34 protein-coding genes are annotated in these 25,795 nt (G+C 69.5%); all 34 read right to left on the reverse strand.

Going from position 1 to position 25,795, the window contains the following annotated elements; all coding sequences use genetic code 11:
- Nucleotide 1: 1 nt before the first annotated feature.
- The 34 genes from ACSSV4_RS02965 to ACSSV4_RS03130 all read right to left on the reverse strand — a co-directional run bounded on the left by ACSSV4_RS02965 (nt 2) and on the right by ACSSV4_RS03130 (nt 25,726).
- Nucleotides 2-433 carry a peptidase gene (locus ACSSV4_RS02965; RefSeq protein WP_454273303.1) on the reverse strand — a complete coding sequence of 144 codons (432 nt, stop codon included), beginning with the start codon at nt 431-433 and terminating at the stop codon, nt 2-4.
- A complete protein-coding gene (locus tag ACSSV4_RS02970; RefSeq protein WP_454273304.1) occupies nt 426-1,304 on the reverse strand; it encodes a DUF2163 domain-containing protein in 879 nt (292 codons plus the stop codon). Before ACSSV4_RS02970 ends, ACSSV4_RS02965 begins: the two co-directional genes overlap by 8 nt.
- A complete protein-coding gene (locus tag ACSSV4_RS02975) occupies nt 1,304-1,987 on the reverse strand; it encodes a phage distal tail protein, Rcc01695 family (protein ID WP_454273306.1) in 684 nt (227 codons plus the stop codon). Before ACSSV4_RS02975 ends, ACSSV4_RS02970 begins: the two co-directional genes overlap by 1 nt.
- Complete coding sequence (locus ACSSV4_RS02980) at nt 1,987-4,071, reverse strand: phage tail length tape measure family protein (protein ID WP_454273307.1); 2,085 nt, start codon at nt 4,069-4,071, stop codon at nt 1,987-1,989. Before ACSSV4_RS02980 ends, ACSSV4_RS02975 begins: the two co-directional genes overlap by 1 nt.
- Nucleotides 4,072-4,220: 149 nt before the next feature.
- Nucleotides 4,221-4,568 (reverse strand): hypothetical protein, encoded by a 348-nt coding sequence (locus ACSSV4_RS02985; RefSeq protein WP_454273308.1) that lies wholly within the window; start codon nt 4,566-4,568, stop codon nt 4,221-4,223.
- On the reverse strand, nt 4,568-4,951 hold the full coding sequence (locus ACSSV4_RS02990; protein WP_454273309.1) for a hypothetical protein: 384 nt from the start codon (nt 4,949-4,951) through the stop codon (nt 4,568-4,570). The genes ACSSV4_RS02985 and ACSSV4_RS02990 overlap by 1 nt, the downstream gene beginning before the upstream one ends.
- Nucleotides 4,951-5,268: a head-tail joining protein gene (locus ACSSV4_RS02995; RefSeq protein ID WP_454273311.1), complete on the reverse strand. Its 318-nt coding sequence runs from the start codon at nt 5,266-5,268 to the stop codon at nt 4,951-4,953. The genes ACSSV4_RS02990 and ACSSV4_RS02995 overlap by 1 nt, the downstream gene beginning before the upstream one ends.
- The gene (locus ACSSV4_RS03000) at nt 5,265-5,546 is read right to left on the reverse strand and encodes a DUF7210 family protein (protein ID WP_454273312.1); all 282 of its coding nucleotides are present in this window, start codon (nt 5,544-5,546) and stop codon (nt 5,265-5,267) included. The genes ACSSV4_RS02995 and ACSSV4_RS03000 overlap by 4 nt, the downstream gene beginning before the upstream one ends.
- A gap of 68 nt (nt 5,547-5,614) precedes the next feature.
- The gene (locus ACSSV4_RS03005; protein WP_454273313.1) at nt 5,615-7,726 is read right to left on the reverse strand and encodes a phage major capsid protein; all 2,112 of its coding nucleotides are present in this window, start codon (nt 7,724-7,726) and stop codon (nt 5,615-5,617) included.
- Nucleotides 7,719-9,200, reverse strand: a complete 1,482-nt coding sequence (locus ACSSV4_RS03010; RefSeq protein WP_454273314.1) for a phage portal protein — start codon at nt 9,198-9,200, stop codon at nt 7,719-7,721. Before ACSSV4_RS03010 ends, ACSSV4_RS03005 begins: the two co-directional genes overlap by 8 nt.
- The gene (locus ACSSV4_RS03015; protein ID WP_454273315.1) at nt 9,197-9,757 is read right to left on the reverse strand and encodes a hypothetical protein; all 561 of its coding nucleotides are present in this window, start codon (nt 9,755-9,757) and stop codon (nt 9,197-9,199) included. The genes ACSSV4_RS03010 and ACSSV4_RS03015 overlap by 4 nt, the downstream gene beginning before the upstream one ends.
- Before the next feature lie 10 nt (nt 9,758-9,767).
- Nucleotides 9,768-10,475: a DUF2793 domain-containing protein gene (locus ACSSV4_RS03020; protein ID WP_454273317.1), complete on the reverse strand. Its 708-nt coding sequence runs from the start codon at nt 10,473-10,475 to the stop codon at nt 9,768-9,770.
- Nucleotides 10,476-10,479: 4 nt separating this feature from the next.
- Entirely contained in the window at nt 10,480-11,145 is a 666-nt protein-coding gene (locus ACSSV4_RS03025) for a YcbK family protein (protein WP_454273318.1), read from the reverse strand.
- Nucleotide 11,146: 1 nt separating this feature from the next.
- Nucleotides 11,147-13,240 (reverse strand): terminase gpA endonuclease subunit, encoded by a 2,094-nt coding sequence (locus ACSSV4_RS03030; RefSeq protein WP_454273320.1) that lies wholly within the window; start codon nt 13,238-13,240, stop codon nt 11,147-11,149.
- Nucleotides 13,237-13,935 carry a hypothetical protein gene (locus ACSSV4_RS03035; RefSeq protein WP_454273322.1) on the reverse strand — a complete coding sequence of 233 codons (699 nt, stop codon included), beginning with the start codon at nt 13,933-13,935 and terminating at the stop codon, nt 13,237-13,239. Before ACSSV4_RS03035 ends, ACSSV4_RS03030 begins: the two co-directional genes overlap by 4 nt.
- 105 nt (nt 13,936-14,040) lie before the next feature.
- Nucleotides 14,041-14,655, reverse strand: a complete 615-nt coding sequence (locus ACSSV4_RS03040) for a hypothetical protein (protein ID WP_454273323.1) — start codon at nt 14,653-14,655, stop codon at nt 14,041-14,043.
- Nucleotides 14,656-14,802: 147 nt separating this feature from the next.
- The gene (locus tag ACSSV4_RS03045; RefSeq protein WP_454273325.1) at nt 14,803-15,354 is read right to left on the reverse strand and encodes a hypothetical protein; all 552 of its coding nucleotides are present in this window, start codon (nt 15,352-15,354) and stop codon (nt 14,803-14,805) included.
- A gap of 410 nt (nt 15,355-15,764) precedes the next feature.
- A complete protein-coding gene (locus tag ACSSV4_RS03050) occupies nt 15,765-17,444 on the reverse strand; it encodes a DNA primase family protein (RefSeq protein WP_454273327.1) in 1,680 nt (559 codons plus the stop codon).
- 21 nt (nt 17,445-17,465) lie between these two features.
- Complete coding sequence (locus ACSSV4_RS03055; RefSeq protein ID WP_454273328.1) at nt 17,466-18,287, reverse strand: hypothetical protein; 822 nt, start codon at nt 18,285-18,287, stop codon at nt 17,466-17,468.
- A complete protein-coding gene (locus ACSSV4_RS03060; RefSeq protein WP_454273330.1) occupies nt 18,284-18,967 on the reverse strand; it encodes a hypothetical protein in 684 nt (227 codons plus the stop codon). The genes ACSSV4_RS03055 and ACSSV4_RS03060 overlap by 4 nt, the downstream gene beginning before the upstream one ends.
- Before the next feature lie 112 nt (nt 18,968-19,079).
- On the reverse strand, nt 19,080-19,589 hold the full coding sequence (locus ACSSV4_RS03065; RefSeq protein ID WP_454273332.1) for a hypothetical protein: 510 nt from the start codon (nt 19,587-19,589) through the stop codon (nt 19,080-19,082).
- Nucleotides 19,589-19,741 carry a hypothetical protein gene (locus ACSSV4_RS03070; RefSeq protein ID WP_454273333.1) on the reverse strand — a complete coding sequence of 51 codons (153 nt, stop codon included), beginning with the start codon at nt 19,739-19,741 and terminating at the stop codon, nt 19,589-19,591. Before ACSSV4_RS03070 ends, ACSSV4_RS03065 begins: the two co-directional genes overlap by 1 nt.
- A complete protein-coding gene (locus tag ACSSV4_RS03075) occupies nt 19,741-20,061 on the reverse strand; it encodes a hypothetical protein (RefSeq protein ID WP_454273334.1) in 321 nt (106 codons plus the stop codon). The genes ACSSV4_RS03070 and ACSSV4_RS03075 overlap by 1 nt, the downstream gene beginning before the upstream one ends.
- A complete protein-coding gene (locus ACSSV4_RS03080) occupies nt 20,051-20,392 on the reverse strand; it encodes a hypothetical protein (protein WP_454273335.1) in 342 nt (113 codons plus the stop codon). Before ACSSV4_RS03080 ends, ACSSV4_RS03075 begins: the two co-directional genes overlap by 11 nt.
- 3 nt (nt 20,393-20,395) lie before the next feature.
- Nucleotides 20,396-21,478 (reverse strand): CHC2 zinc finger domain-containing protein, encoded by a 1,083-nt coding sequence (locus ACSSV4_RS03085; RefSeq protein ID WP_454273337.1) that lies wholly within the window; start codon nt 21,476-21,478, stop codon nt 20,396-20,398.
- Nucleotides 21,475-21,660 (reverse strand): hypothetical protein, encoded by a 186-nt coding sequence (locus ACSSV4_RS03090; protein ID WP_454273338.1) that lies wholly within the window; start codon nt 21,658-21,660, stop codon nt 21,475-21,477. Before ACSSV4_RS03090 ends, ACSSV4_RS03085 begins: the two co-directional genes overlap by 4 nt.
- Nucleotides 21,653-22,237 carry a hypothetical protein gene (locus ACSSV4_RS03095; protein ID WP_454273340.1) on the reverse strand — a complete coding sequence of 195 codons (585 nt, stop codon included), beginning with the start codon at nt 22,235-22,237 and terminating at the stop codon, nt 21,653-21,655. The genes ACSSV4_RS03090 and ACSSV4_RS03095 overlap by 8 nt, the downstream gene beginning before the upstream one ends.
- The gene (locus ACSSV4_RS03100; protein ID WP_454273341.1) at nt 22,237-22,428 is read right to left on the reverse strand and encodes a hypothetical protein; all 192 of its coding nucleotides are present in this window, start codon (nt 22,426-22,428) and stop codon (nt 22,237-22,239) included. Before ACSSV4_RS03100 ends, ACSSV4_RS03095 begins: the two co-directional genes overlap by 1 nt.
- 14 nt (nt 22,429-22,442) lie before the next feature.
- Nucleotides 22,443-22,721: a hypothetical protein gene (locus ACSSV4_RS03105; protein WP_454273342.1), complete on the reverse strand. Its 279-nt coding sequence runs from the start codon at nt 22,719-22,721 to the stop codon at nt 22,443-22,445.
- Entirely contained in the window at nt 22,714-23,526 is an 813-nt protein-coding gene (locus ACSSV4_RS03110; RefSeq protein ID WP_454273343.1) for a hypothetical protein, read from the reverse strand. Before ACSSV4_RS03110 ends, ACSSV4_RS03105 begins: the two co-directional genes overlap by 8 nt.
- Nucleotides 23,523-23,771: a hypothetical protein gene (locus ACSSV4_RS03115; protein WP_454273344.1), complete on the reverse strand. Its 249-nt coding sequence runs from the start codon at nt 23,769-23,771 to the stop codon at nt 23,523-23,525. The genes ACSSV4_RS03110 and ACSSV4_RS03115 overlap by 4 nt, the downstream gene beginning before the upstream one ends.
- A complete protein-coding gene (locus ACSSV4_RS03120) occupies nt 23,768-25,114 on the reverse strand; it encodes a DNA-methyltransferase (protein WP_454273345.1) in 1,347 nt (448 codons plus the stop codon). Before ACSSV4_RS03120 ends, ACSSV4_RS03115 begins: the two co-directional genes overlap by 4 nt.
- The gene (locus ACSSV4_RS03125) at nt 25,104-25,388 is read right to left on the reverse strand and encodes a hypothetical protein (protein ID WP_454273346.1); all 285 of its coding nucleotides are present in this window, start codon (nt 25,386-25,388) and stop codon (nt 25,104-25,106) included. Before ACSSV4_RS03125 ends, ACSSV4_RS03120 begins: the two co-directional genes overlap by 11 nt.
- Nucleotides 25,388-25,726: a hypothetical protein gene (locus tag ACSSV4_RS03130; protein WP_454273348.1), complete on the reverse strand. Its 339-nt coding sequence runs from the start codon at nt 25,724-25,726 to the stop codon at nt 25,388-25,390. The genes ACSSV4_RS03125 and ACSSV4_RS03130 overlap by 1 nt, the downstream gene beginning before the upstream one ends.
- Nucleotides 25,727-25,795 lie beyond the last annotated feature (69 nt).

The raw sequence follows: 25,795 nt of genomic DNA on the forward strand, positions 1-25,795 counted from the left end.
CTCAGCCCTCCTCCGGTGCGGCCGGTATGGCCCAGGCGGTGGTGATGCCGCGCCCCGGCGGCACGCTCACGCGCACCACGCCCGCGCGCTCGGTCGCATGCACGATTCCGCCCGGCACCAGGATGCCCGCATGCGCCGCGCGCAGATGCCCGAGCCGCAGGGTGACCACATCGCCGGGATGCGCGGCACCCGGATCGAGTGGCAGGAGCCAGCGCCGCGCGGCCGCGATAAGCGGCTCGGGCGTGGCGGTGGGCCAGTCGGGCGACCATGGCGGGGCGGGGATATCCACGCCCGTCACGTCGCGCACCACGCCCCGGATCAGGCCCACGCAATCGCATCCCACCCCGCGGAGGCTGGCCGCCCGGTGCCAGGGCGTGCCCCGCCAGGCCAGCGCCGCCGCAATCACCGCCCGCCTGTCTGCCTGCTCAGCCAAAGCGCGACCCTCCATCCTGATCGGGCTCGCCCGTGACCGCATATTCGCCCGCAAAGGATTCCTCGGGCATGAGCGGAAAGCCCCGGAAATTGAGCTGATTGGCGAAGCGGTCCCGGCACATCAGGAAGGACCGGTCGCAGCCCGCCTCCACCTCGACCGCGTCGCCCACTGCCACCCCCTCGGGCAGCACCCGCCAGAGCGAAAGCCGCAGTGCAGATCCTTCGCGCTGCGACAGGCGGATATCGATCTCGGCACCAGTGACCGCCCCCGAGGTGAAGCGCAGGAGGCCGCGATTGAAGAAACCGCCCTCGACGTCGATCCCCGACAGGGCAACCTCGAGCTCATGCACCGCCTCGACCGTGCCCGCCAATCGCCAGCCACCCGCGTCGAGATCGAGCCTGCAGCGGGCATCGCCCAGCCGCGCCACGTCGCACATGTTCGAATGCACCCGGCCTTGCGGGCGGGCGAGTGCGGCGGTGATCCCGCGCAGCTCGGCGGTGAAGGCCACCGGGCCGCGCACCACCTCGCCGATGGTGAACCGCCCGATCAGCCGCGCCACGGCCGGGGCGGACCAATCGGCCTCCCACATCTCGACCTCTGCTGCGTCATAGGCCCCGGCGGCCAGATCGGCCTCGGTGATCGCGTCATCCGACAGGGCTCCCGCCGCATCGAGCTCATCGGGGGCCAGCCCCAGCACGGCCGCGCTTTCCGACGCGGTAAGGGCCGCGGCGGCGCGAAAGATCACGCCATCGCGGGTGATATCGCGGTCGTGATCGGTGAAGCCCAGCACCATGCCGTCGCGCCGCTCGACCCGGAACAGCCGGGCCAGCCGGGTCGAGCCGCTGGCCAGGGCCTGCGCAAACGCATCCATCACGCAGCCTCCCCGTCGAGCCGGACCTCGATCAGCGTGAAATCCGGCACCTCGCCCAGCCCGTCCTGCCCGCGAAAATAGGCCCAGCTCACCGCGAGATTGGCCGTCTCGAACCGCACCGGCACATCGAACTCGAACCCGGCCGTTAGCACCGCGCCCGGCGGCGGGGCCACGTCAAACGTGATCCGCCCACCGGGGCTGGCGAGCGCGAAAGCCGTGGTCTCAGCACCGTCCACCGCGACGCGCAGGCTGGCCGGGTCGGGCAGGGCGATGGGGCGCAGGTAGGGATTGGCCGCGCCGTACCGCTTGACCAACTGGAACTCGCGCCGCGCGCCATCGCCTGCGCCCACCTCGTAAAGCGTGCCGGTAGCGGCGGGCTGGCCGATGGGCTGATCGCTGGCGGTGATCGGTGCCCCGTGCGGCGCGGATCGGTGATCGAGCCAGTCGCGGAAATGAAAGCTGTTTGCACGTCCGCGCGCCTCCTCGAACACCTCGACCACGGCTGCCAGATCGGCCGCCTTGCGGATCGCGAGACCGCCCGACCAGGATCGCCGCGAATCGACCCAGCGCTGATTGCTCTCCTCACGTCCCGAGGCGAGCTGCACGATCTCGTCGCGCCGCTCGATCAGGCCCTGGCAGCCCTGCGCGATATCGCGCGGGAAATGAATGTCCAGATGCGCCATCACGAGGCCCTCTGCCCGGCGGCCACGACCGCGCCCAGCTGCCGCCCGATCTGCGCGCGGCTGGCCTTGAAGGCGGCCGGGTCGGGTGTCTGGATCGTGACGTTGATCACCGGCCCGCGGCCTGCGTCGCCGCGCCGCGTCACCTGCACCTCCTCGCCCTCGCTCAGCCGCACGGTGGCGAGGTTGCGGTCGGTGCCCGCACGTCCCGAGACAGTAAAGGCACCGCCATCGTCAAAGCCCAGCACGTTGCCGATCAGACCGCTCAGGCCTGCGAAGAACCCGCCGCCGCCTGCGGCCGCCGGGCCGCCGCCCGCCGCGCCCGGCAACGCCTTTTGCAGGCTGTTCGACAGGGCATCCCAGACCGGATCGAGCGCCAGATCGAGCACCCGGTCGGCCACCGATCCGATGACGCTATCCCAGGCATCGCGCCAGTTTCCGCCCTCTACGATCAGCCCGCGCAGCTCCGACCGGATCGTGCCGAACGCGCCCGTCTGCCCGAGATTGTCGAGCGCGCCCTCGACATCCTTGATCGAGTCCTTGAGCGATGGAGCCGTGCCGCCGCCGCGACCGGCCAGCGCATCCGACAGCCGGTTCGTGGGCTCGATGGGCGTGACGATATCGCCGCCGAACTTGACCACGCCGCCCGATGAACTTGCCAGCGCAGCCTCGAGCGTGGCGATGTTTTCCTCGGTGCGCCTGAGCTGCGCGTCGAACTCCTCACCCGCCTTGAGAAAGTCCTGCTGTTGAACGCGCAGATCGGCAAGGCGCTTTTGCGTCTGCTCGAATGCCTCGGCGTTGATCGGCGTCGCCGCGTCTATCGCCGGGAAGCCAAGCGAATTGAGCGCATCCTCGGTGTCCGAGATATCCGAAAGCAGGGCCTGGTAATCGGTGCTCTGCAATTTCAGCGCGCGGTTCTCGGCGATGATCGCCTTGACGTTCTCCTGCCGGGCCCGCGCCTCCGAGAGCTTCTTGCGGGCGGCGTCGACCGACATGGTCGTGCTGCCGCCCAGCACCCCGGACAAGAGCTGCGATTGCGTGATCTCGTCACCCAGCGCGCCGGTGAGCTGGTCGGTGGCCTTCGCGGCGTTTTCCTGCTCGGGCCAGAAGGCGACGACCCCCGCGGTGATGGCCGCGACCCCGGCAATCGCCAGCGTGACCGGCCCGCCCAACGCCGCCATGCCCGAAACCAGCAGGCCCAGCGCGGCGGTCAGCGGTGGCACCGCGACGGCGGCGAGGCCGATCAGGGTGATGAAACGCTGGGTCGGCTCATCAAGCGTTTGGAACGAGGTGACCACGCTCTGCATGCCATCCACAATCGGCGGCAGCACATCCTGCAAAAAGACCCCGCCGACGATTTCCTTGAGATCGCCGAAACTGTTTGAAAAGGCATCGACCACGCCGGTGCCTGCCTCGCGCGCCGCGCGGGCCTGGCCGCCATATTGCGTCTCGAGCTCATCAAGGATGAGCGCCTGCGCCCCCGCGACATCGCCCACCGCGACCATATCCTTGATCAGGTCTTTCTGTGCATCGCTGAACTGGATGCCCGCGCGCGACAGCGCCGTCAGGCCCTTCACCGGATCGTTGAGCGCCTTGCCGAACTGGATCGAGGTGTCGAGCGCGCCGCGCCCCGTTGTCGCGACGAAATCGAGCACCAGCTCCTGGGCGCGCTCGAAGGCGGTGCCGCTCACATTCGTGAAGGTCAGCAGCTGCGCGGTGACATTGCCCAGGATATCCTCATCGCCAAAGCGGGTGACGGCCTGCAGCGCGCTGGCCTGGCGAAAGAGCTCATCGGCGGTGAACCCGGCCGCGCCGCCCGTGGTCTTGATCGCCTGCGCGACCTTGGTCTCGGCGCGCTCCTGCTGATCGAAGAGTGAAAGCGAGTCGCGAAACACCGCCACCACACCGGCGCTGGCCACCGAACCGCGCGCGCCAAAACGCTGCATTGCCCCGCCCGCACGACCCAGCCGCTCGCTCACGCTGGCCGATAGCCCCTCGGTGGTGCGCAGGTTGCGGTTGACCGATCCGAACGCGCCGCCGGTCTTGTCGCTTGCCGTGATCGCGAAGAACAGATCGCGCAGCCCCATCTCTCACCTCTTTTTCTGTTTGCTCTGCCAGTCGAGAAACGCGGCCCAGCCCGAGACCTCCTCCATCGGCATCTCCATCACCTCGCCCAGGGATTTGCCCAGGGTCAGGGCGAGGCGATAGAGAAACCGCAGATCGGACTGCGCCTCGATCAGTTTCCCAGATCTTCGGGCGATGTGCGCCCCATGATCCGGGCGGCGATCCGCGCCAGCACCCCGCCATCGACATCCTCCGAGAGCGCCTTGACGGTGGGCGCATCATCCTCGAACAGTCGCTTGCCCTCAGCATCCTTGGCCAGATAGATCACCGTGTAGAGTGTGAGCCGCCCGTCAGACCCCCCGGCACGTGCCTGCACCATTTGCGCCTGCGCATTCGTCGGCGGGTCGAAGTAAACCACCAGGGGTGCGCCGGTTTCGGGATCGGTGATTTCGGGCACGGCCATTTTCTGCGACCGCATCCGCGCGTAATGCGCCTTGAGCGCCTCGAGTGCATTAGCCATCACACCACCGTCGATTCTGTCAGGGCACCGGTGCCCTTGATGTTGAGTGTCATGGTAGGGATGCCGTCTTTCGAGCCGGACATGGCCTTGCCGGTGATCACCACATTGCCCGAGAAAAAGCCGCTGCCCGTGGTCTCGCCGCCGGGGAAAAGCTCCACCGCCACGGTTTCCGCCAGATCGGGCACCGCCGCGTCAGCGGGGTTGAGATAGACCTCGACCGAGCCCGAGTAGCGCTTGATCGTGGCGAAGCTCTCCTCCCATTCATCGCCCATGCCCCAGCCCGAGACCTCATCGGCCTGCGGGTCCAGGTTCCAGCTCTGCACGGCGAGCACCGCCGCCACGGGCGTGCCGAATTTCACCACGCCATCCTTGCCTTTCAACATTACAGTCTCTCCAGGATAAGACGCACCATACCGGTGCCGTCAGGTTCCAGATCCGCCACCCGCCAGCTCTGCCCGCGCAGATCGAGCGTGTCGCCCTGCGCGGGGCTTTCGGGCAGCGCATCCTCGAAAATCGCGAAGACGGGCGAGACCGAGGAAACCCCCGGCCCCGCCCCGTCGAGCACGCGCGCATGCGCGGCGGTGAAGATGCCCGGCACCTCGATCAGGGCACCGCCCTGCGGCGTGTACTGCGCGAGATCGCCGAACACCTCCGGGTCGGTGAAAAGATCGTGATCGCCGGGATCTTCGATGCCGATCATTTTGAGCCCGCGTTCTTCTGGGCGTCCGCCTCGGCCTTGGCTCCCGCTTCCGCCTTGGCTTCCGCCTCGGCTTTAGCCTTGATCTCAGCAGGATCGGGGCGGCCCCCCTCCTGTACCGCGCGGTTTTCGTCCGATGCCACGACGCGGCCGCGCTCGGCCATGCGCCGGGCGATCACCGGGTCGACATGGGCGATCTCGCCCGGCTTGTAGGTCTTGCCGCCATAGACGGTCTTGGCCTTCACTTTCACGGGCACCGTGCCCGAGGGAACTTTCGCCATTTCTCTCACTCCGTTTTACGTGTCAGCCCGGGCGGGGCTCACCCCCGCCCGGGGGATTCAGGCCCCGATCAGAGGTTGCGGCCCATGTGGAAGCTTTCGGCCCGGCGGATGGCCACGTCGACATCCTGGAAGGCGCGCAGCACCAGCCCGTCCGAGCTGGCCAGCGTGGCGCGATCCTCGCGCAGATCGAGCCCCGACCACATGCCGATGATCAGATCGGCCCAGTTGCCGAAATAGACATCATTGGCCCCGGACTGGTTCGACCGGATGCGCCGATGGCCGTTGACCGTGCCGTCAGTGCCCTCGATGAAAACCGCCGTTCCCGCTGAAATCTCGGTGGATTTCAGGCGGCCGGACATCTGCGCGTTGTAAATATAGGCAAGGCTGCCAATATCCGCATTCTCGGCCGCCACCGCCGATTCCAGCGCCACGATCTCGGCATGGGTCGGCGCGCCGGCCGCGGCCCAGATATCCGCCCCGGCCGCGATGACATCGCGCAGCCCGCTCGGCGCGGCCGGTGATGCTTCGCCCGCCAGCGCCACCTTGTCGATGGCAATGGCCACCCGCGCGAGAATCTCGGCGCGGATCAGCGCCTCGATGGACGGGTCGGATTGCAGCAGCAGCCGCCGGGTGATCGGCACCGGCACGCCCACCGTGTGCGGCGTCATGGTCACATTGGCAAACGTGGCCTGCGTGTCCGTGGGCGCGCCGCCCTCATCGACCCATTCATGGCTGGTGCCCGCGGTCATCTTGGGGATCGAAACATTGCCGCGCAGGCCGGTAAGTATGGTCACGCCCGCACTGGCCAGCGCCAGCCGGTTGCGCAGAAGGTCGATGAACGAACCCGCCAGATGCTGCGTTTCGACCAGCGCGCCGCCCGCGCCCGCCGTGCCTGTGCCCTGCGCGCGCAGGAAGTTGCCACGCATCAGCACATCGGGCGGGATGAACACGCCACCCGGATCGCGCCCCAGCCGGTCGGCGGCGGCGCGGCTCGCCTCGATCTCGAACCCGGCCGCACGCTGCGCTGCCTGGTCGTTCGGGTTCACCAGGTAGCGCACCAGGTTCATGATCGAAAAACTGCGGGTTTCCCCATCGCTCATGCCGATCATGGTCTCGCGCGCGCGGGTGCTTTCCCCGCTCTGGCCACGCAGATGGTCGAGCACCTGGCGGTGGAAGGCATCGAGCGAGGTGCCATCGCGTCGGGCGCGCTGCACCATATCGTCGGGCAGATCGAATTCGCGGGCCGCCGCGTCGATCTCGGCGATCCGCTGGCGCTCCATGCGCAGCATCTGCTCGCCATCCATGCCACCCCGCGCCTGCGCGGGGGCAGCCCCGGTCCCGCTCTCGCCCTGCCCGGGCTGGGCGGAAGCGCGCGCGCCCTGGTCATTCGTGCCCTGGCCACCAGCACCCCCGGTCTGCGCGGCCTCATGGCCTGCGCCCTGCGCGCGGCCCTGGCCACCTTCGGCCGCGCGTGCCATGGCCAGCGAGGATTGCGGGCGGCTGCCCGTGCCCCCGGTGCCATCGTCGCGGGTATGCAGCCCACTCAGTCCCGTCATCGCCGCCTGCGCGGCCCGTTCGATATCTTTCGGCATCTCGTGCCCTCCATTTTCCGTGTCCGGTATCTGCCGCCCGACGCCCACCGTGGTATCGGCGGGCAGGGCGACAAAGCTGATCTCGCGCGGTGTCCAGCGCGTCACGCGCACGATAGGGATGCCATCCCGCTCGCCCGCACGCTCGGCGGCCTGGATCGAGTAACCGACGCTCACATTGACGATCTCACCGGCGTGCACCCGCGCCATGACATCATCGCCCGCGGCGCTGCGCGAAAACCGCACCGCCGCGCGCGCCCGGCCGGTGCCATCCAGCCAGGCGCGCTCCACCACGCCGATGGCGTGATCCACCATCGGCACGTGATCCTTCAAAAGCGGGGCCCGCCCGCTTGAAATCCATGACAGATTGATCTCATCCGCGCGGTGCCCCAGCACCTCGAGGAAGGGCTCGCCAGTCTCGAAATCCCGCCGGAGATACGGCTCCTCCGACGAAAAGGCGAATTCCACCCGGCGGCTGCCATCTGCCTGCGGCGGGATCTCGGCATGCAGGCGAACCGCCGCCCCCGTTCGCGGGGCCGGGGTAGCCTCGTCATTGCGGCACCAAAGGGCCGATCTGAAATTCTCACCCATCGCTCTCTCCATCCTGCCCGCTCATCATCACCACCGCCGGGGGCGCGGGCATGCGCACCCCGTTTGCATCGAGCAGCCGCTGCTCGGCGGCCAGCTCGGCCACGATATCGGCGTAATCCCGGCCCCGCTCGGCGGCGATCTCGGTGCGCGAGCGCAGCCCCATCTCGACCTCCGTCTTGCGAGCGTTGGCGTCATCCTTGGGATTGACGCTGGCCCAGCCGCGCGGCCGCCAGGTCGCAGACCGGAACTTGTCCAGCCGACTCAGCGGCAGCGGAACACGGCCCGCCGCCATGGCTGCGGGCAGCCAGGCATCGAAAACCGGCTGGTGCAGCCCCTCGAACAGCACCCGCTGCAGCATCCGCCACTCGTCACGCTCCTCACCCTTGCCCGCGCGCAGGCTCGAGAAATTGGCGCGGCTCAGATCGGCGGTCAGCGTCTCGGCCGAGACGCCCAGCCCCGCCGCCATCGTGTTGGACATATGACGCATGAAGGGCTCGACCTGCGCATCCGGGTAGGCCGGGCTGAAATTCGTGGGCGTGACGCCGGGCGGCAACACCGCCATCGTGCCCGCCTCCATCTCGTCGATGGGCACCTCGGTGGCGGCCGCGGCGCTGATCTGGCCCGAAGAATCCTCCTGCGTGAAAAACATCATGTTGGCGGCCCCGTAATGCGCCGCCGCCATCGCGCTCTCCTGGAATTTCTCGGCCATGTTCATCAGCCGTAATGCGGTGGCACTGCGCGGAATCCCCAGGGACTGCCCCACCTCCTCATGCACCAGCACATGCACCACCTCGCGCGCCGGGATGCGCAGCCGCGCCTGGGGGCGACCATGATGCGCCTCGGCCGGGTGCCGCCGCCAGAAGTGATAGGCCAGCACCCGGCCGTCATCATCGAACTCGATCCCCGATTCCGCCACGCCACCGCCCGGTACCGGGCCCGTGAGATCGAGATCGAGCAGGTCGAATTGCAGCGGCTCCACCTGCAGTCCGTAAGGCCCCGTCCCCCGCCGCAACCGCACAAAGAGCCCGCCCTCGCGCACGAGGCCCGTGATCGCGATATTCTCCACATCCCACCAGCTCAGCCGACCGCAAAGCGTGGCATTGCCGCGCCGCCCCCAGCGCGCCCAGGCTTGCTCGATCAGCCGGTTGGCGGCCTCGTCTGGCCGGTCGGGCGCGTCGCGCACATCCATCTGCAACCGGATGCCCGCCGGGCCCACCACATGCCGCCGCGCCAACATCTCGTAAGACCGCTGCACATCCATGTTGCGCGCCGCGTGCCGCGCATGGCCCACCAGCCCGCGAATGTCGCGCCGGATTTCCGCGCGCGGACTGGCGGCGAAGATCGAGAATCCGCCCGCCAGCCGGTCGGGCCGTGCCGCCTGGAAACCGCGCCGCCTGGGCGGCACCGGCTCTTGCCGCGTCTGCGCCGCCAGGGCCTGCGCATCGCTCTTGCGGGAGAAGGGCCAGAGCCTCATTTGATCGCCATCCTTCTCTGGGTGAAGAGCGACACCATTCGGCCTTCGCGCCGCGCGCGATCCGCCGCGACCTCCCGCTGGTAGATCCCGCGCAGGCGCAAGAGCTGTTCCATCGGCATCCGGCTGATCGACCGTCCCTCGATGGAATAGCTATCGGCATCCTTCGATATCCTCCCTTCGATCCGCGCCTCAATGGCGGCCAGGATGCGCTCGGCATCGCTGCGCCGATCCGCGTCGCTGGCCAGCGGGTCGGGCAAAAGCTCGAATCCGCCGCGCGCCACAGTCTGGCGCGCCCCGTCTGCCGCTGCCACCACCCGCGCCGCCCAGGTCCAGTCGCCGGTGACAAGCGGCGCGGTCTCGGTCGCCGTCACGCGCACCACCCAGGCCCCATCCTCGAATGCGCCCGGCACGCCCAGCCCCGGCCCACCCGCCGCCGGGGCCAGCGCCAGCGCCAACGCATAGGCAGGCGCGGGCCAAGACGCGGCGAGGCTTGCGAAGGTAAAGGCCCAGTCATCTCCGGCGGTCAGCTGGGCTGGTATTGGTGAATGCAGGCTCATCGTCCCTCCCTCACGCCATCGGCGCGTCGAATTCCAGAACGTGAAGGGACGCGCGCACCGCACCCCCTGTGAAGTCGCCGCCATTCGCGGTCAGGATCACGGGCGTGTCGGCAAAGAACGGCTGCGGCCCGATCACGCCCAGGTTTACCGATCCCGCCGCCACCCCGAGACTTCCACCGAATTTCGACGCCTCCCCCGGGAGCCCTGCGTCGAAGCTCGCGGCCCCTGTGATATCGGTGACCGTGCGCACCGCCACGGCCAGAACGATGGCGCGATTGGGAATGATCAGTCCCGTTTCCATGCTCGGCCCCGACATCGGGCCGGTTTCCGAAACCACGACGCGCGCGCGGGTCGCAGCACCCCCCTCCAGGGCCAGCACGTCCGGCCCTGTCCATTGCGACCCGTCATATGTCAGCGTGACACCCTCGGCCTCGACGAACGCCTGCCATCCGGTCTTGGGGATCAGCCTCAGCCAGCCCCCTCCCGAATAGAGTGCCACGCTGCCATCCCATCCCGCCCAGTCTCCGATGGCACCGGGAGCCACCAGGTGGCGCGACCCATCCGCCACGTCATTCGAGGGTGGCACGATCCGGTCACGGTCGATCACCGATAGCTGCACCACCGCGTCGAGTAGCCGTAGCGCCTCGTTATGGGTCACATTCTTTCCGGCCTGATCCGCGATCAGAAAGGGCAGCGAAAGGTTGGCCGTGGAGTCCATCACCTCAATCCCCCAGCCCGCGCCGCGCGCGCAGCCGCGACCAGATCGCCAGCGCCGCCCCGCCGATCACACAGGCGAGCAACACCCAGCGCAGCGCCTCGGACTGCGCGGCGAAACCCTCGAAGAGCCCGTGCGCCTGCTCGATCTGCGCCTGCGCCGCCGCCAGCCCGCCGGTCAGTCCGGCCGCGCCCGCGGCAAGGCCGCCCCCCGTCACCACCGGGTCGCGGCGCAGCGGCACCGGCGCGGCCTCGGCGGCAAAGCGGCCGCTGGGGCGCGGCGCAAAGGGCGTGCCCCAATTCCGCTCAGGGCCCGTGTCGATGTGCATGAATCCCTGCGCGGGATAGAAGCCGAACCCGGTGAACCCGGCCTTGCGCGCCGCCGCCTCGAAAAGCGCCGGGTCGTGATTGGCCATGGACACGTCGAAGGCGCGCCCCTGAAGGTGCAGCGAGCCCTTGGCCCCGCCGACGCGGGCGTTATGCGCCGGGCTGCGATAGGCCGAGGTGATGATCATCGGCGCGCCCAGCGCATCGCGCAAGCTTTGCAACCGGTCCATCGCGCGGGCATCCACCATAAGGCTGCCATCGTCGCGGCTGGCCATCTCCTCGGGGCTGAAATCCAGCCAGGGCCAGGCATGGCCCGGCACATCCCGCCAATGTTTGTAGGCTTTCATCTCACCATCTCCTTTTCGGTTTGCGCACCACCCAGCCGCCACTTTTTGCGGCGGGCGCGTCCTCGGGCCCGGTCTCCGGTCCCGTCTCGACGCGCATCATGTTGCCAAGCCCCGGCAGCGCCCAGGCGGGCGGGTTGTCCCAGTCCACCGCCTCGGCCCCCAGCACGATGGCCAGCGCCAGGCCGTAAACCGACAGGTCGAGCGCCTCGTTGCGCTGCACGCCGGGGCGTATCCGCCACCCCTTGTCACCGCGTCGCTCGGCGGCATATTCGGCGAAGATCTCCGCAGGCGCGCCGCGCGGGACATGCAGCTTGCGCGCGCCATCCTCGCGGCGCAGCAGCGAGGCCGCGATCTCGTCTTTCAGCCGGTCGGTGCCCGCCCGGATCACCGGCACGTCGCGCGCCGCGTGGCGCTTGCCCGCGTGATGCGATTCCGGGTAACGCACCTCGGCCCGCTTGACGTTGTCGCCGGGCCTGCCCATGACCACGTGAAACCGGCCCCGATGGCTCTGCTTTGCCCGCCGCCAAAACCCGTAGGCGTTGGGCGTCACCCCCGCCTCGCCGCGCGCATCCACCACCACGGCCAGGGCGCGCATGGCTGTGCCGTCATGGCCCGCGACCGGCCACGTCCTGTCTGCCAGCGCCAGCAGCGCATCCCAGTCCTCGCCATAGCGCGCCGGATCGATCCGCCGCCCGGCGGCAGCCGGAGCACCTTCCGGCGGGGTGAACAGATCGAACCGGTCGATCACCACCCGCTCGAGGCCGGGCTGCCATGCCTCGATCTGGACGGCGAAGCGCCCGACCTGCACATCGACCGCCGCGAGAATGAAGGCGGTGCGCGCGGGCACCTGCCCCCAGGGGTGATCGGTGGCCCCGGCGCGCAACACCTCCTCCGAGAGCGATTCCGACGCGGCCCGGGCGCGCGGCAGGTAGGGCAGGCCAAGCTCGGTATTGGTCACCGCGCGCAGATCGCCCTCGCCACCCGTAGCCTCGAAAACCGCATGCGCCTCGAGGTATCGCGTGACGATCTGCGCCCAGCTCGCCAGTGCCGCCGCCGGGCCGGGCAGCCAATAGCTGGCCGTGCTGGCCCGGCGGGTGAGATCGCCGAGCGGCACCGCCCGGCCATCCTCCTCCTCGTGCAGCCACTGCGCGCGGGCATTCATCTCGCGCTTGGCCCCGGCCTCGATCACCGATCCGCAATGCGGGCAGGCCATATGCGCCGCCGCGCCCCGCTCATGCGGGCTACCCTCCTTGGGCCATTGCATCCGCTCGAGGCTGGGGATGAACGCGCCCGAACAATCGCGGCAAGTCCAGTAGAGGCGGCCGCGTGTGCCCCGGTTGAAGATCGCCGCGATGCCGCCGCAGGGCGGAGCCTCGTGCGGAGTCTTGGGCCGCCATGCCTCGTCGAGAATCGAAAAGCGCGGGCTTGATTCCACAATCGTCATGCCGCGCGATCCGGCCGCCTCGGTGCGCTTGCGCATCAGCGCGAAGGCCCCGCCATCGCCGCCCACATCTTCAGGGAAGGCGTCGTAATCGGTGCCCACCACCAGTGCCAGCGAGCGTTGCGCCAGCCGGTCCTTTGCGGGCCAGTCGATGGTCAGCCGCGCGCCGCCCCGGAATCGCTTGCTCAGGATGTTGTCCCCGCCCTTGCCGCGCATCAGCCGGGTGCGCAACTCGGGGCTGTTGGCAATGAACGGATCGAGCGCGCCCATGCTCCACTCGGTGGCGGCCTGCTTGCGCGGGCTGAACACGGCCACGCTGCGCGGTTGTGCCAAGACCGCATGCACCAGTGGGTTAATCACCAGCGCCTCGGATTTCGAGCACCGGGCCGGGCCGACAAAGGCGATAGAATCGAACCGCCGCGAGGTGACCAGATCCATCGGCTCGGTCATGTAGGGGGCCACGTCCGGCCGCCACTGCACCCACTGGCCCCCCGACTCGATCCGCCGCCGCGTGGCGGTTTCGCTGACCTTGACGCGGGCCAGCGGGCGCAGCATCGGCAACGCCTCGGCAATCGCATCATCCATCCCCGCATAGGGCGGCAATGGCTCTACATTCAGCGAACCGGGTCGGTCGAGACAGGCGTGATCGCTCATGCCGCCAACCCCTCGCCTTGATCGGCGCGTGCCCTGGCCCCCGCGCCCGTGGCCTCACCCGCGCCCGTCTCCTGGCCCGCGCCCCGATCCGCCGCCGCCTCGCCGATGATCCCGGCCACCGCCGATGCCGCGAGACCCAGGGCATCGTCACAGACCCGCTCCACCGCCTCGATCTGCGCCCCGTCGATTCCGATCTCGCGCGCCAGCCGGTCGGGCAGCGCGTCAAGCGAGTCGCGCAGCGTGGCGAACACCTCCTCGAGCCCCGCCACCACATCCTCGCGGCGGATGAGCTCGCCGCGATCCCGAGCCGCAATGGCGCGCAGATGCTCGAGCTCCAGCAGCTTGCGCTGATCGGCCAGGCTCAGCCCGCTTTGCGGGGCCGCCGAGTCGCCGCCCAGGAGCGCCATCTGCAGCTGCTCGACGGCGGCATTGCCCGCCGCGCGGGCGGCCTCATCCTCGGCCTGGCGCGCGGCACGCCACGCCCAAGCGAGGCTCAGCCGGAACATATAGGCCCGCCCGTTGGTGCCTGCCTCCTCGAAAGGCAGTCCCTCGCGCAGCCAGGCCGAGATCGTGGTTTGCGAAACCCCCAGCCCGTCACCCAGCTGCGCCTTGTTCACCAGCGCGTCGCGCACCCCCCCGGGCAGCGAATGCCGCGCCACCAGGTCCTTTTCCTCAGCTGTCAGGTCTCGCAACATTGCTATCAAAAACCTCAACCGATTCAGTCAGTTACGCCGGAGCCAGAAAACCCAAACCAAACAAGCCTTCGAACAGACCCACGCGGCGATGGGGGAAAGAACCTATTATCGCCGGGCCGTCCTGATCGCGGCCAGCAAGGCCCGTTGCAGCAAGGTCGGCAGGCGCTTCTCGGCGGTCGTGCGGGCTGTCTTGCCAAAGCCGAGCGGCTTGCGCAGGTAGCGGGTGAAGGGCTTGTAGATGTAGAGCTGGCGCAGGGCGGCGCGACCGCCGCGGCCCATGCGCTGATAGACGCCCGCCGGACCCTGATTGCCTTTCGGCTTGCCCGAGAACACGCGGTCTTTCCCGAGATCGGAGCGCACCCCGCCGCGTGGCACGTTGCCAAAGCGGTTGAGCCTGCGCCCGGTCGGCACGGCGAGCGCCCGCCCGTCTGGCCGCCGCGTGCCGCCCGACTCGGCAAAACTCAGGTAACCCGCCTGCCGGTCCCTTGCGAAGATCGCGCCGGTGAGCCGCCGCTTGCTGGCGCGTCGGATGGCGAAGGCACGCAGGGTGAAGCGGGTCGGGCGGTCGAGCACGCGGCGCATCCGCTTGATCATGTTGCGCTCGATCTCGCGCAGCGCGTCATTGATCGCCTTGCTGGTCGCGAACGGGATCTGCCGCCGGGCCACGTCATTCAGCCCGCGCTGCACCTGCCTGATATTGTGATCGATCCTGATCTGCACGCCACACCCCCGAGGGCCGAGACCGCCGCCGGGCGGATGGAAGAGGGATATGCCCGGCGGCAGCCATCGGATGCGGCTATCCATGCGCGCCGCCCGCGCATCCGGTCAAATCGGAGCGCGCGCTGTCTTGGCGATCAGGCGGTGCGATCAGATCGGGCGGGGCGGGGCCCGGCGTGTGATCAGCGGACGCGGATCGACATGGCCCAGATGCAGGGCGAGGCGGTGCGCAGCCTCGGAAAGGGCGGCGGCAAGGCGTAGCCGAGCGAGGGCGTTCTGCTCATCGAACCCGGCCAGCGCCAGGATATCGCGCAGCCTGCGCCGCTCGATCACCACCAGCCGAAGCACCGCGCGCAGGGTCACCGGCACCACCACCGCGTCGCGCTGACCGGCATAGATGTAGCGCAGCAAGGTGGCCTCGCCGGGGCCGATGGCGGCATCCATCGCCTTGAGCCGGGCAATGGCGTGGCAATCACCGGCGCGCGCTGCGGCGAAGGCGCGGGCATAGTCGAGACAAGCCGCGCGCAATGGGGCGGGATAGTCGCGCAGGGCGGGGGCGTGATCGGCGGTGTGCACGGCGACGCGGGCGTCGGTCGGGGCAGGCTGGGCTGCGCCGGGCAGATCGGGCGCGCCGAGCCCGGACGGGTCGGCAAGGCTCACCCTGGGGTGGCGCGGGCTGCGGTAGCGGGGACATGTCGGCATGGCGGACCTCCGGTCTGTTTGGGGGCGTTGGGGATGTTGGGGACGCGATCCCCTATTGTCGCTTTCTTTTTTGCCGCTAAAGCACTGCATATTTTTTTCCATACTTTCCCTCTTTTTTCGTCCCCATCGTCCCCAAAAAGAGAAAAGAATGAATTAAAATAAGAGGTTGGTGGTAAAAATCTTGGGGATGAAGCGCAACTCTTCATCCCCAACGCATCCCCAACATCCCCAGAATTCGGCCCGTTCGTTAAAATGCCGTTCAGGCTTTCGGTAATGTTTTGGCAAGGTTTGGCCCGCCTTTTCCCTTCCCCGGCCCCCGGGAGAGAGGATCTGGGGATGAACATCCCCAAGACCCCCAGCGCCGCAACGGGGGCGCGGGGGTGCCAATGCCGTGTGAAAGGCAGGGGGGATCAGAAGGGCGGCGGCTCGGCCGAGGGGGGCGCGGGGGCGGCCGTGGGCGCATGCTCGAGCCCCAACACATCGGCCACCAGCGGGGCAGCCGATTGCGCCCAGCGGATGTTGCGCCAGACGGAATGGCCGCCATGCTTGCCGCGCTCATGGCCCTTTTCGACCATCACGTCGCCGAACGGGCGCGGCTGGTAGAGCGTGCGGCCCTCATCATCGCACCAGCGCTCGTAGACGCGGTAGAGATGCGCCACGCGGATGCGCTCGCCCTCCGAGGGCCTGGCCTCTTCGATCATCTCCGAGAGGAACGTGCCCACGGGATCGCCGGATTCCAGTAGCCGGGCCTTCAATGCCAGCATCACCTCGGGCGGGTCGATCCCGCGCGCCAGGAATTCCGACAGCCCCTCGAGCAGCCAGTTGAGAATGCCCGACGCCTCGGCGCGAAGCTCGGCCTCGACCTCGGCCTGGGCACGCTGGCGCTCAGGGGGCAGGGCGCGCAGGTTCACATCGAAGGGGATGAAGATGAGGCGGCGCTTGGTGCCATCATCCTCACCCTTGATCTTGGGCGTGCGGTTGCAGCTGATCAGCGGCACGCCGCGCGGCGTCCAGAAAAAGAAATCCTGGAAATTGCCCCGGCTCATACGCCGGTCGCCCCCGGTCAGCGCCTTGATCTTCTTGGTCGAGAGTACGTCGCGGGCATCGGGCTCGGTCGCCACATAGGCGCGTGCGCCGGGCAGGTTGACCTCCTCGGGGGTGGCGGCACCCGCGCCTGCGTTGCCGGTGTCGAGAAACATCTCGATCTTGCAGGGCTGGGCGTAGCCGTCGCGCATGCCCATTACGTGCTGGAACACGTTGAGCAGGGTGGATTTGCCGTTGCCGCCGGGGCCGCGCAGGAAGAGCGCCACCTGCGCCCGGTTTTCACCCAGCAGGCAGGCCCCCAGGCTGCGCTGCAGCGCCGCGCGCACCGCCTCATCGGGTTGGATCAGCGCCAGGAACTCCTCCCATTTCGGGGCCTCGGCGTGGGGATCAAAGAGCGCGCCCGCGCATTTCGTGGGGCGGTGGTAGCGGGCCGTCTCGCGCAGCCACGGCGCGCGCAAGGCGGCCAGCTCGTCGCGGCTGGCCCCGGCCGGGCGCTCGTAATCCGCCACCGCGCGCAGATCGATCTCGCCGTTGGGAACTGCCAGCCGCCAGGGGTCGGCATCCATATCCTCGACCTCGGCGCGGGTGCGATACCGCGCCACGGTCATTGCGGCGGTGACCTTGTGGACATTGCCGCATTTGACTGCATGGCCCTGCAGCTTTCCGGCCGTCTCGCGGCGCAGCTGGGCGATGGCATCCTCGCGGGTGAGGCTCTGGGGGGGCCGTGCGCGGGTGGCGGCCGCGATGGCATTGGCGATCTGCCAGTCGGGAAATTCGGCCTCCTCGCGGGCAAAGCGGGCCTCTTCCAGTACCAGGCTGCGCAGCTTGTGGCCGACTTCCATCGCGGCCAGATCGCCCGAGCGAAAGGAATAGCGCGTGCCATCCCAGACCGCCCAGCCCCGGCCGGTGACATACACCAGATCGGGGCCGTAGACGGCCAGCAGCCGCGCGGCGTTATCCTCGTCATTGAAGGTGAGCTTGAGCCGCTCAGGCAGCGTGAGCGCCACGGTGCGCGGCCGGGCCACCAGATCGTCGAGTATTCCCATTTCCGGCCTTTCCGGCTCTTGTCAGTGGCCCGCCATCACGTCTTTCAACCGCTGCGCGATGGCGTCGATCATCAACCCGCGAGCGGCGGTGTTCTGCGTGCGGGCGGCGCGGGTCGCGTTTTCGCGCAGGGTCTCGAAATCGATCCCGTCGAAGACCGGGGCGAGATCGAGCCGCAGAAAGCGGTTGTCCCGCGCCAGCGCCGAAAGCCACGGGTTGAGAACCGGGGCGGCATAGCTTTCCATCACGCGGCCCGCGTCACTCTCACGTATCGCGCGCAGACCCGCAGTGACGGCCGCCGCCTCGCCGCGGGTGACCATCCGGCGGATGATCCCGATGGCATAGACCATGCCCGGTTTCTTGTGCATCGCGCTGGGGTTCGAGGTGGCGATCCGGCAGCCCGCCGCCTCCACCGCCTCGCGGCACGCCTGCGCCCAGTCCGCTCCAGCGGTCAGCTCGGCGCGATAGATGGCGAGCGCGTTGATCGCGATCCGGTCGCGGTTGACGGCAGCAAAGCCCGCCGCCTGCTGGGCTCGGGTCATCGGCACGGTCATGGCGGGCAATTCCTCGATCCCGGCCAGCAGTCCGGCATGGGCGCGGTGCTGGCCGTCCACAACCACCAACAGCCCGCCCTCGGCCGGGGCGCAAAGGATCGGCTGATAGCGCGTCCAATCCCAGCCATCCGCCATCGCCCGGATCGCGCGGCGGGAGGCGGGCGTGAGGGGTCGCTGGTAGCTGCGGTCGATGCGCAGATCGGCAATGCGCGCCCAAGTGAGCATTGGCGCGGGCTGATCGCGCAGCTCGGCGGGTTTCAGACCTTGCGGGTCGATGGATTCCAGTGTCATGACTGCTTCTCCTCGATTGATTGCAGCCCGGCCCGTGCGGGCGCATCCCATTGGCTGGCCATGGCCTCTGCCATGCCCCCGAAGCTGCGCGACCGCATTTTCCAGCGATCCGGGCCGGGTGGGGCTCTGTGGATTGCGGACCATTTCTTGTGCTCATCCGTGCCCGGGCGGGGTGGATCGAGAACCGTGGTCTTGCGCAGTAGAGGCAAACCACGCAGCCAAAGTGATGTGGCCTTGAAGGCTGGATCTCCAAACCACCAGGGCTGCACTGTCTGGGCGGGCGGTGCGAAATCGCGGATGCGCAAGCGGGCGTGTTTGTGCATGACCGGGTTTTCAACGGCGACGTGCGGGATATCCGCAGTCCAACAATCCGAGAAGAAAGTCGCCGCCTCTTCAAGCTCGACCCACATCTGGGCGCGGGTCTTGCCGCGCGGGGGAGTGTGAAGCCATCGCACGCCGGAATTGCAGAGCCGGGTGCAAGGTGGGTGAAAGACGCCGAGAAAATCCCATCCTTTGTCCAACACCTCGCGCAGATCGGCGACAATGTGACGGTTACTGCCATCCTCGGCGGGAAGAAGGTCGCAGGACCACACGTCCCATCCGCGCGCAGCGAAGGCTCGGCGCATGACGCCGGATGTTTCGCAACCAATGAGGCCGCGCGGGGCACGTTCGAGGCTCATGGTTTTGCCTGCCTCCTGCCTGTCGCGGCCTCGAGCCGGGCGATGACGCGGGCCAGTGCGGCGAGGCGCGCGTCGGTGCCGCCGGGAGTGGCGGGGGTCTCGCGCGGGCTGGTCATGTCTTGCCCTCGAGGATGGCCGCCAGCGCGAATGACTCATCGAGCTTCATCCATCGCGGCATGATCACGCCCGTGAGATTGCCGTTCTCAAAGCGCAGCCGCCAGGGCGCGCCATCCTGGGCGGCCGGGCCGAGCGTCACGCCGCCATCGCCGCCCGTGACGCGGGCCAGCAGATCCGGGTCGAGCCCGTAGCCGTTATAGGTTTTGGGAAGTGGCCTCAGTTGGCCCTTGCCGGTCATCACCTTGCGCCAGTCGGGGTAGAGCTTTGCCGGTGCGATCTCCTCGATCAGGGCATGCCAGTGTGGCGCGGCCTCGTTCGCTGCGAACCCTGCCACGGCGGGCACGTTTTCGCCCGCGATCTGCGCCTGCAGGCGGGCGGCGCGCCAGGGTTCGAATTCGGTCACGTCGCCCCATTCATCCGTCTCCGGCGCGGGGAGGCAGGGCAGGGTCAGGCGCAGGATGGCGGGGCGCGGGGCGGTGGCGCTCGGCTCAAACCCCACCAGCATCACGCGGCCATCGGTGGCACGAGAAAGGCCCCACCATCGGCGCGCGGCTCGACCAGCACGCCCTCGAGATAGATGCGCGCGGGTTCATCGGTATCGGCCGCGCGGCGCACCGCCATGAAAAGGGAAGCGTCGAGATCGAATATGTCAGGCATCACAGATCCTCCAGAATGTTGTCGATCAGCACCGGCTCCTCGGCGCAGGCGGTCAGGAGGCGGATGGCCAGATCGGGGGTGGAAATTCCGCGGGCGCGGGCATGCGGGGCCAGCGCGGCGGCAGCCGTGGGCGGGATGCGCAGGGCGCGCGGCGCGTTGAAATAGGGCACCGCGATGCCCTGCTCGCGCGCGGCCTGGCAGATCTTGGTGACATTCATCGGGTGGATGCCAAAGGCACGGGCGATCTCTTCGCGGCTGGCCCCGCCCTGCGCCATCTCGACCACGGCGGCATCGCGGGCGGCTGCAGGTTTACGCTCCATCGCCGGGCTCCTCACCCTCGGCGCGCGCGTGCAACGCGCGGGCAGCCAGGTATTCGGCGACGCGCAACTCGCCCGCCACGAGGGCCGCCGTGGCGCGGCCATCCGCCCCGCGCCGCCCGCATTCGACGATCAGCGCGTCGAACGCGGTCACGGCGATCTCCGCAAAGAGTGCCGGGGTTCTCTGCAGCGCCGTGTTATGCAGATCCTGCGACGCGCGGGCGAGTGCGCAAGCCGTTGCCTTTGGATCGTCGCCGCGCGCGTTGATGATCTCGGTGAACCGGCGGGCAATCCAGGTCTGCCGGGCGTTCTCAATCTGGCTGTTTTCCAGCATGTCTTACACTCCTTCGAAAAGCGCCCCCGCGAGGGCAAGATCGGCAAAATCCTCGTCGTGATCCCAGCGGCCGCGCGGCAGCGCCACGCGCACCGCCAGGTCCCTTGCTTGCAGCCGCGCACGGGCGGCATGGGTCATCTCGCGCGCCACATCCGGGGCGCGGGACGAGGGATCGGCCAGCAGGATCACCCCGCGCGTCCCCTCGGGCGGCACCCAGCCCGTCCCGTCGCCGCGCCCGACCAGGGCGGGTCGCGACAGGGCTGCCTCGGCCCCGATCCGGGCGGCGGGGGAGGCAAGGCGGATGGCCGCCAGCACGGCAAGCGTGGTCTCGATCCCCTCGCCCGCGATCATCACCGGCGCAGGCCGGGTCAGCGCCACCGGCTGGCCGAACATCGCGCCGGTGGCCCCGCGCATTTTCTTCGGGATCTTCTGCCCGGCGGTGCGCGCGCGCGCGGGGCCGTCGATCCAGGTGATGTGCACGCCCGCCGCCGCCGCGCGGCCCACCCGCGCCACCATCGCCGGGCCGCGATGCAGCACCGATTTGCCGCCCTCCTCCCAGCAGGGCAGATCGGGATGCAGGCGCAGCGAGGGCGGCACGCCGCCCAATGCGCCCAGCCGGATGCCGCGCCCCTCGAGATAGGTGGCAAGCATCTCGCCGCCGGGGCGGGTGCGCGTCCAGATCTCCTGCGCGCGGCCAAGACCGGCGCGGGCCGCCTCGGCGCGCTGGGCCTCGGCGCGCGTCTGTGCCGCGGCGCGGCGCTGGTCACGGGCGGCGCGGTCGGCATCGCTCTCCTCGCGCCACTCCGGTCGGGCGAGACGGCGGATGGCCTCGCCCGCCTCGATCCCGTCGCGGGCCATCACAAAATCGATCACCGAGCCGCCCGCCTGACAGCCGAAACAGTAAAAGCGCCCACCGATCCCGCCCGGCTCGGTCACGTGAAAGCTGGGGCTCGCCTCGCCGTGAAACGGGCAGCAGGCCCACCAGTCGCCGCGCGCGGGGTTGGATTTGCGCATATCCCAGTCGACGGTGCGCCCGGCCTCCTCGGTCAGGGACATCTCGTCACGGATGCGATCCGAGAGGCTCATCCCTCCGCCTCCCGGTCGCGGGCGCGGGCGGCCTGGATCATCAGGTCGCAGGCCAGATCGAAGGCCGCGTCGGGGGTAAGCGGGTAATGCGCCGCGCTGGTGTCATCCTCGATCCTGATCGAGACGAGGCCGGGCGCGTGGGCCACGGTGAGCCGGTGGTGGTTGTGGCAGGGCTCAGACATCGCGGGCCTCGTCCGAGCAGCCCATCAGCATCCGCGCGGTCCATTCGAACCGCTGGCGCGTGGTGTCCGGCTCGCAATCGAGGATCGCTCCGGGGGTCGCCTCGGGAGCCCAGTCCGGAATTGCAGCGGGAAGCTCTGGCCATTCGGGCAGGCCGCGTGTGGCGGGCAGCACCGCGCGCCGCTCGATCTTGAGCGCGATCCGGTCGATTTCCCAAACGGCGTATGGCACCGGCCACATCAGGCCAAAGCGCTGCGCCACCGCGCGCAAGAGCCCCTCCTCGATCCGCTGGTATTCCGGCAGGCACGCCTTGAGAGGCCCCGGCAGGTCGCAGATATACGCCTCGGCGGCGTCGTGCAGCAGCGCCCAGAGCCGCAGCCGCGGCGGCAGGGCAAACCCCCGCGCCAGATCTTCGCAGAGCAGGCAATGCTCGGCCACGCTCAGCGGGCGCTCGGTCAGCCCCGCGAAACGCGGGGCGCGCGAGAGGGCGCGTGCGATATCCGCCAGCCGGATAGCATTGGGGTCGGGGGCCTCGAGATCGAGAAAACCGCTGCCCGTCCAGATCACCGCGCGCGCCATCAGATCAGCCCCTTGTCGCGGGCGAGCCAGGCGGGCAGGGTGACGTGGTGCAACCCCTGCCCGGCGGGCTGCAGGCCCACCTGACTGCGCGGAATCCAAACCGCATCACCGGGGTCGGCATCGGCGACCATCACCGCCGCCTCGGTTTCCATCAGCACCTGCACCGTCAGGCTCACGAATTCGGGGTTCATCGCCGTCTCCTTTGTCACGCGCGGGCCAGCCGCCGCGCCTCTGCCTTGTCAAATCCAAGCTCTCCCAGCGCCGCCGCGACATCCGCCGCCGCGATGCCGCGATATCCACCCGCGGGCCAGGGCTGCCCCGCCGCCCGGATGACCCGCGCCACGGCCATCGCGTGGCACGGGCCACCAAAGGCACAGAGCCGCAATTTCCGGCCGCGCACCGGCTCGGGCTGGCTGGCGGGGGTGCCGGGCCAGCCTTGCCCGAACGGGGCGGGCGTGTTGCCGCAGATCTGGCAGTCAGTCATTGCCCGTCTCCTCCGGCCAGAGCTCCACCGCCGCGAGCAAGAGCGCCTTGGCCGAGCGCCCAGGCAGGCCCATGTCGCGCTCCACCCGCTCGCGTGGGTGAGCACGGCCCAGGCAATCGCGCGCCACCGCCCAGAGTGACGGGCCGAGCCGGTCGCGTGCGGCGAGCAGGCCGATCTCACCCTCCGCGCTCAGCCCGGCTGTCTCAAACGCCAGGGCCACGCGCCGCGCCTTGGCGCGCAGCGCCTCCTCGGCCCATCGGCCTTTTGCGGGAGGCACCACATCGGCCTGCGGCAACTCGCGCAGCGATGCGACGCGGCGCGGGCCTGCGATCCTCAGACGGTAGGCGCTTGGTTCTGGTGCGAAATCCAGCATCCCGGCGGCCAGCCAAAGGAGCGCGTGATCGGTGGGGAACGGCTCAGGCTCACCCGCCCAGATCAGCGCGGCGCGGGGCAGGGCCGGGTCGAGCATCAACCGGTGGGTGCCGGTCAGCGCCTGCGCGCGGGCCAGCTCGAGATCGGCGGCGGCGAGGGTGAAATCGGCACCCAGCGCGCGGGACAGATGGCAAAGCCGCGGCTCCAGCGGCGGAACCCCGCCCCAGGCCGTGGCGCAGCGGTCGAGCAGCGCGGCCCAGGCCGGATCGAGGCGCAGTTTCTCCACGCGGGCCAGGGCCTGGCCCAGCGCGGGCGCGCGCAGGCCCGTGGCGCTGGCCAGGGCGGCGCGATCCGGGCCGAGGGACTGCCCCAGACACCAGATGCCTATCGAGAGTGCCGCGCGCATCTTGGCGGATCGGCGCAGCGATTTCATGAGGCCGCCCTCCCGCGCGCGCACTGCGCCCGCTCGGTCAGGATAAGGCCGCACCTCGCGCGGCGCGCGGCCCCGCGCGCGTCGCCGCTGGCCCGCGCGGTGCGGGCCGCGTGAAAATGCACCAGCGCCGCCAGATCGAGCGCGGCCGCCGCGCCCGCCGCCTCGGCCGCCGATCCGCGCGGCGCCTCGGGCAGGGGCTGCCAATGGGCGCGCAGGGGCGCGATGCAGATGGGGCGATGTCTCATTTTCTCACCTCGAACAGATCGGGTTGCCGCCGGGATGCCTTGCCGGTCTCAGGCGATCTGGGCCGGTCGAGCCCGGCGATGCGCTGGCGGATATGCGCGGCATAATCCGGCTCGCGCTCGATCAGCAGGGCGCGGCGGCCCTCGCGATGCGCGGCCCAGCCGGTGCTGCCCGAGCCGCCGAACGGATCGAGCACCAGCGCGCCCGGCGGCGTCACCAGCCTCACCAGCCAGCGCATCAGCGTTTGCGGTTTGACGGTGGGGTGGCGGCTGCCCTGCCGGTCGGTCGCGTCTGCCTTGGCCGAGTAAAAGAACCGCGCGACAGTACCCGAGGGATCGGCCGGGAATCGCGCCCGCACCTCGGCGCTGGCATCGTGGGTGACATTGGCGAGCCAGCGGCCGATTTTCTCACCGACCTTTTCGGGGATCGCCTGCTCGTGCATCGAGGGGCTTTGGGATGGGCGCGGAACCCCGGTGCCGCGATAGGACGCAACACGCTCCTTCCCGACTCGCCCCCCGTCGATATTCAGCCCGCCGGTGCCGGTGGCCAGCACCTGCCGGGCGACGGATGTCTCGGTAAGCGGTTTGCGCGCCACAAGGATCGGCTCGAATGCGGGCTTGAGGGCCGTGCCCCAGCCCTCCCAGGCGGCGGCCTCGGGTGTGGCGGGGGCGGTTATGGCGATCTCGCGCGGGGGGCGGCTCTCACCGCTGGTCGCCTTTTTCATCAGCTGCCCACCCGTGATGTCGTCGGCTGGCCTTGTGGCCACCACGTCCCGCTCGGCCCCCATGAGCTTGTCGATCCCCTTGGCCACGTCATGGCTCTTGGGAAAGCCGCAGCCGTAAAGCCAGGCCAGCAGCGGCGCGTCGGATGATGCCAACGCCCGGCCCAGCCCGTCCATCTGGTCAGGCGTGAGGCTTTCGAGGAAGGCGGCCCAGGCCGGGTCGGCGGCGTAAAGGTTGAGGATCGAATCGCGCGCCTCGAACCCGGCCGCCTCTACCGCGATCTGCATATGGGCGTAGGTCTTGGAATGCGAAAAGGCCAGCAGGTGGCCGCCGGGCTTGAGCACGCGCAGCACGGCGGCCCAGAGGGCGGGATCAAACGCGATATCGCCGCCATCCCAGCTCTGGCCCATGAATCCGCGCGCGGCGCGGGCAAAGAGCCCGTCGCGCCCATGCTGCGCCGGGGCCTGACCGGGGCCGAACCGCTTGACGATGCTCGCCAGGTGATAGGGCGGATCGGTCACCACCGCGTCCACACTGGCCTCGGGCAGCCCCGCCAGCACCTCGCGGCAATCGCCCTCGATCAGGGTGACGGGGCCCGCGCCGGAGAGGAACTCAACCGGCATCGCAAGTCTCCCGCGCAGGGGTCGCCGCCAGCCCGGCGGCGGTGATGAGCGGCTCCAGATCGCGCAGCTGGGCGCGGGCCCATTTCCGCCCCGTCATGGTCAGCATGAGCCGCCCGTCATCGCCCGTCCGGGCCAGCCCCTCGAGGATCGCCATGCGCTCGGCCACCACCGCGCCCAGCGGGTCGAGCCCGCTGCGCGATTGCGCGGTGCCGCCCAGGGCGCGCGCCGCCTCGATCGCGCCCAGATAGCGCAGCATCCGGTCATTGCGGCCCATCATTCGATCCCCGGCATCGCACCGCAGGCCGAGGCCCAGGCAATCACGGCGGCGGTGCGCAGCGCCATGCCGATCCCATCGGGCGGATGGTCGAGATCAATGCGCGTGCCGGTCAGCCCGCGGCGCGTGCGGAAAAGACCTGCGGATTCGATCTCGATCAGCGCGGCCGTGCGATGCAGATCGCCGCGCAGGCAAATCTCGCGAAGCGGCACCGGGCCGCCGCTCAACAGAATGGCCCCGAGTGCCAGCGCCACCGGGCGCGGCACCTCGCGCGCGCCCGGTGGAATGGCGGGGGGTGATGTTGCGATCCGGTCGGGGAAAGGGATGATGGTCGACATGCGGGGCACCTCCTTGGCTGCGCCCCATGTTTCACCATTTCGTGGTGGTCACCTATAATTCATGTGGAA

The sequence above is a fragment of the Roseovarius sp. MBR-154 genome, from assembly GCF_053628595.1.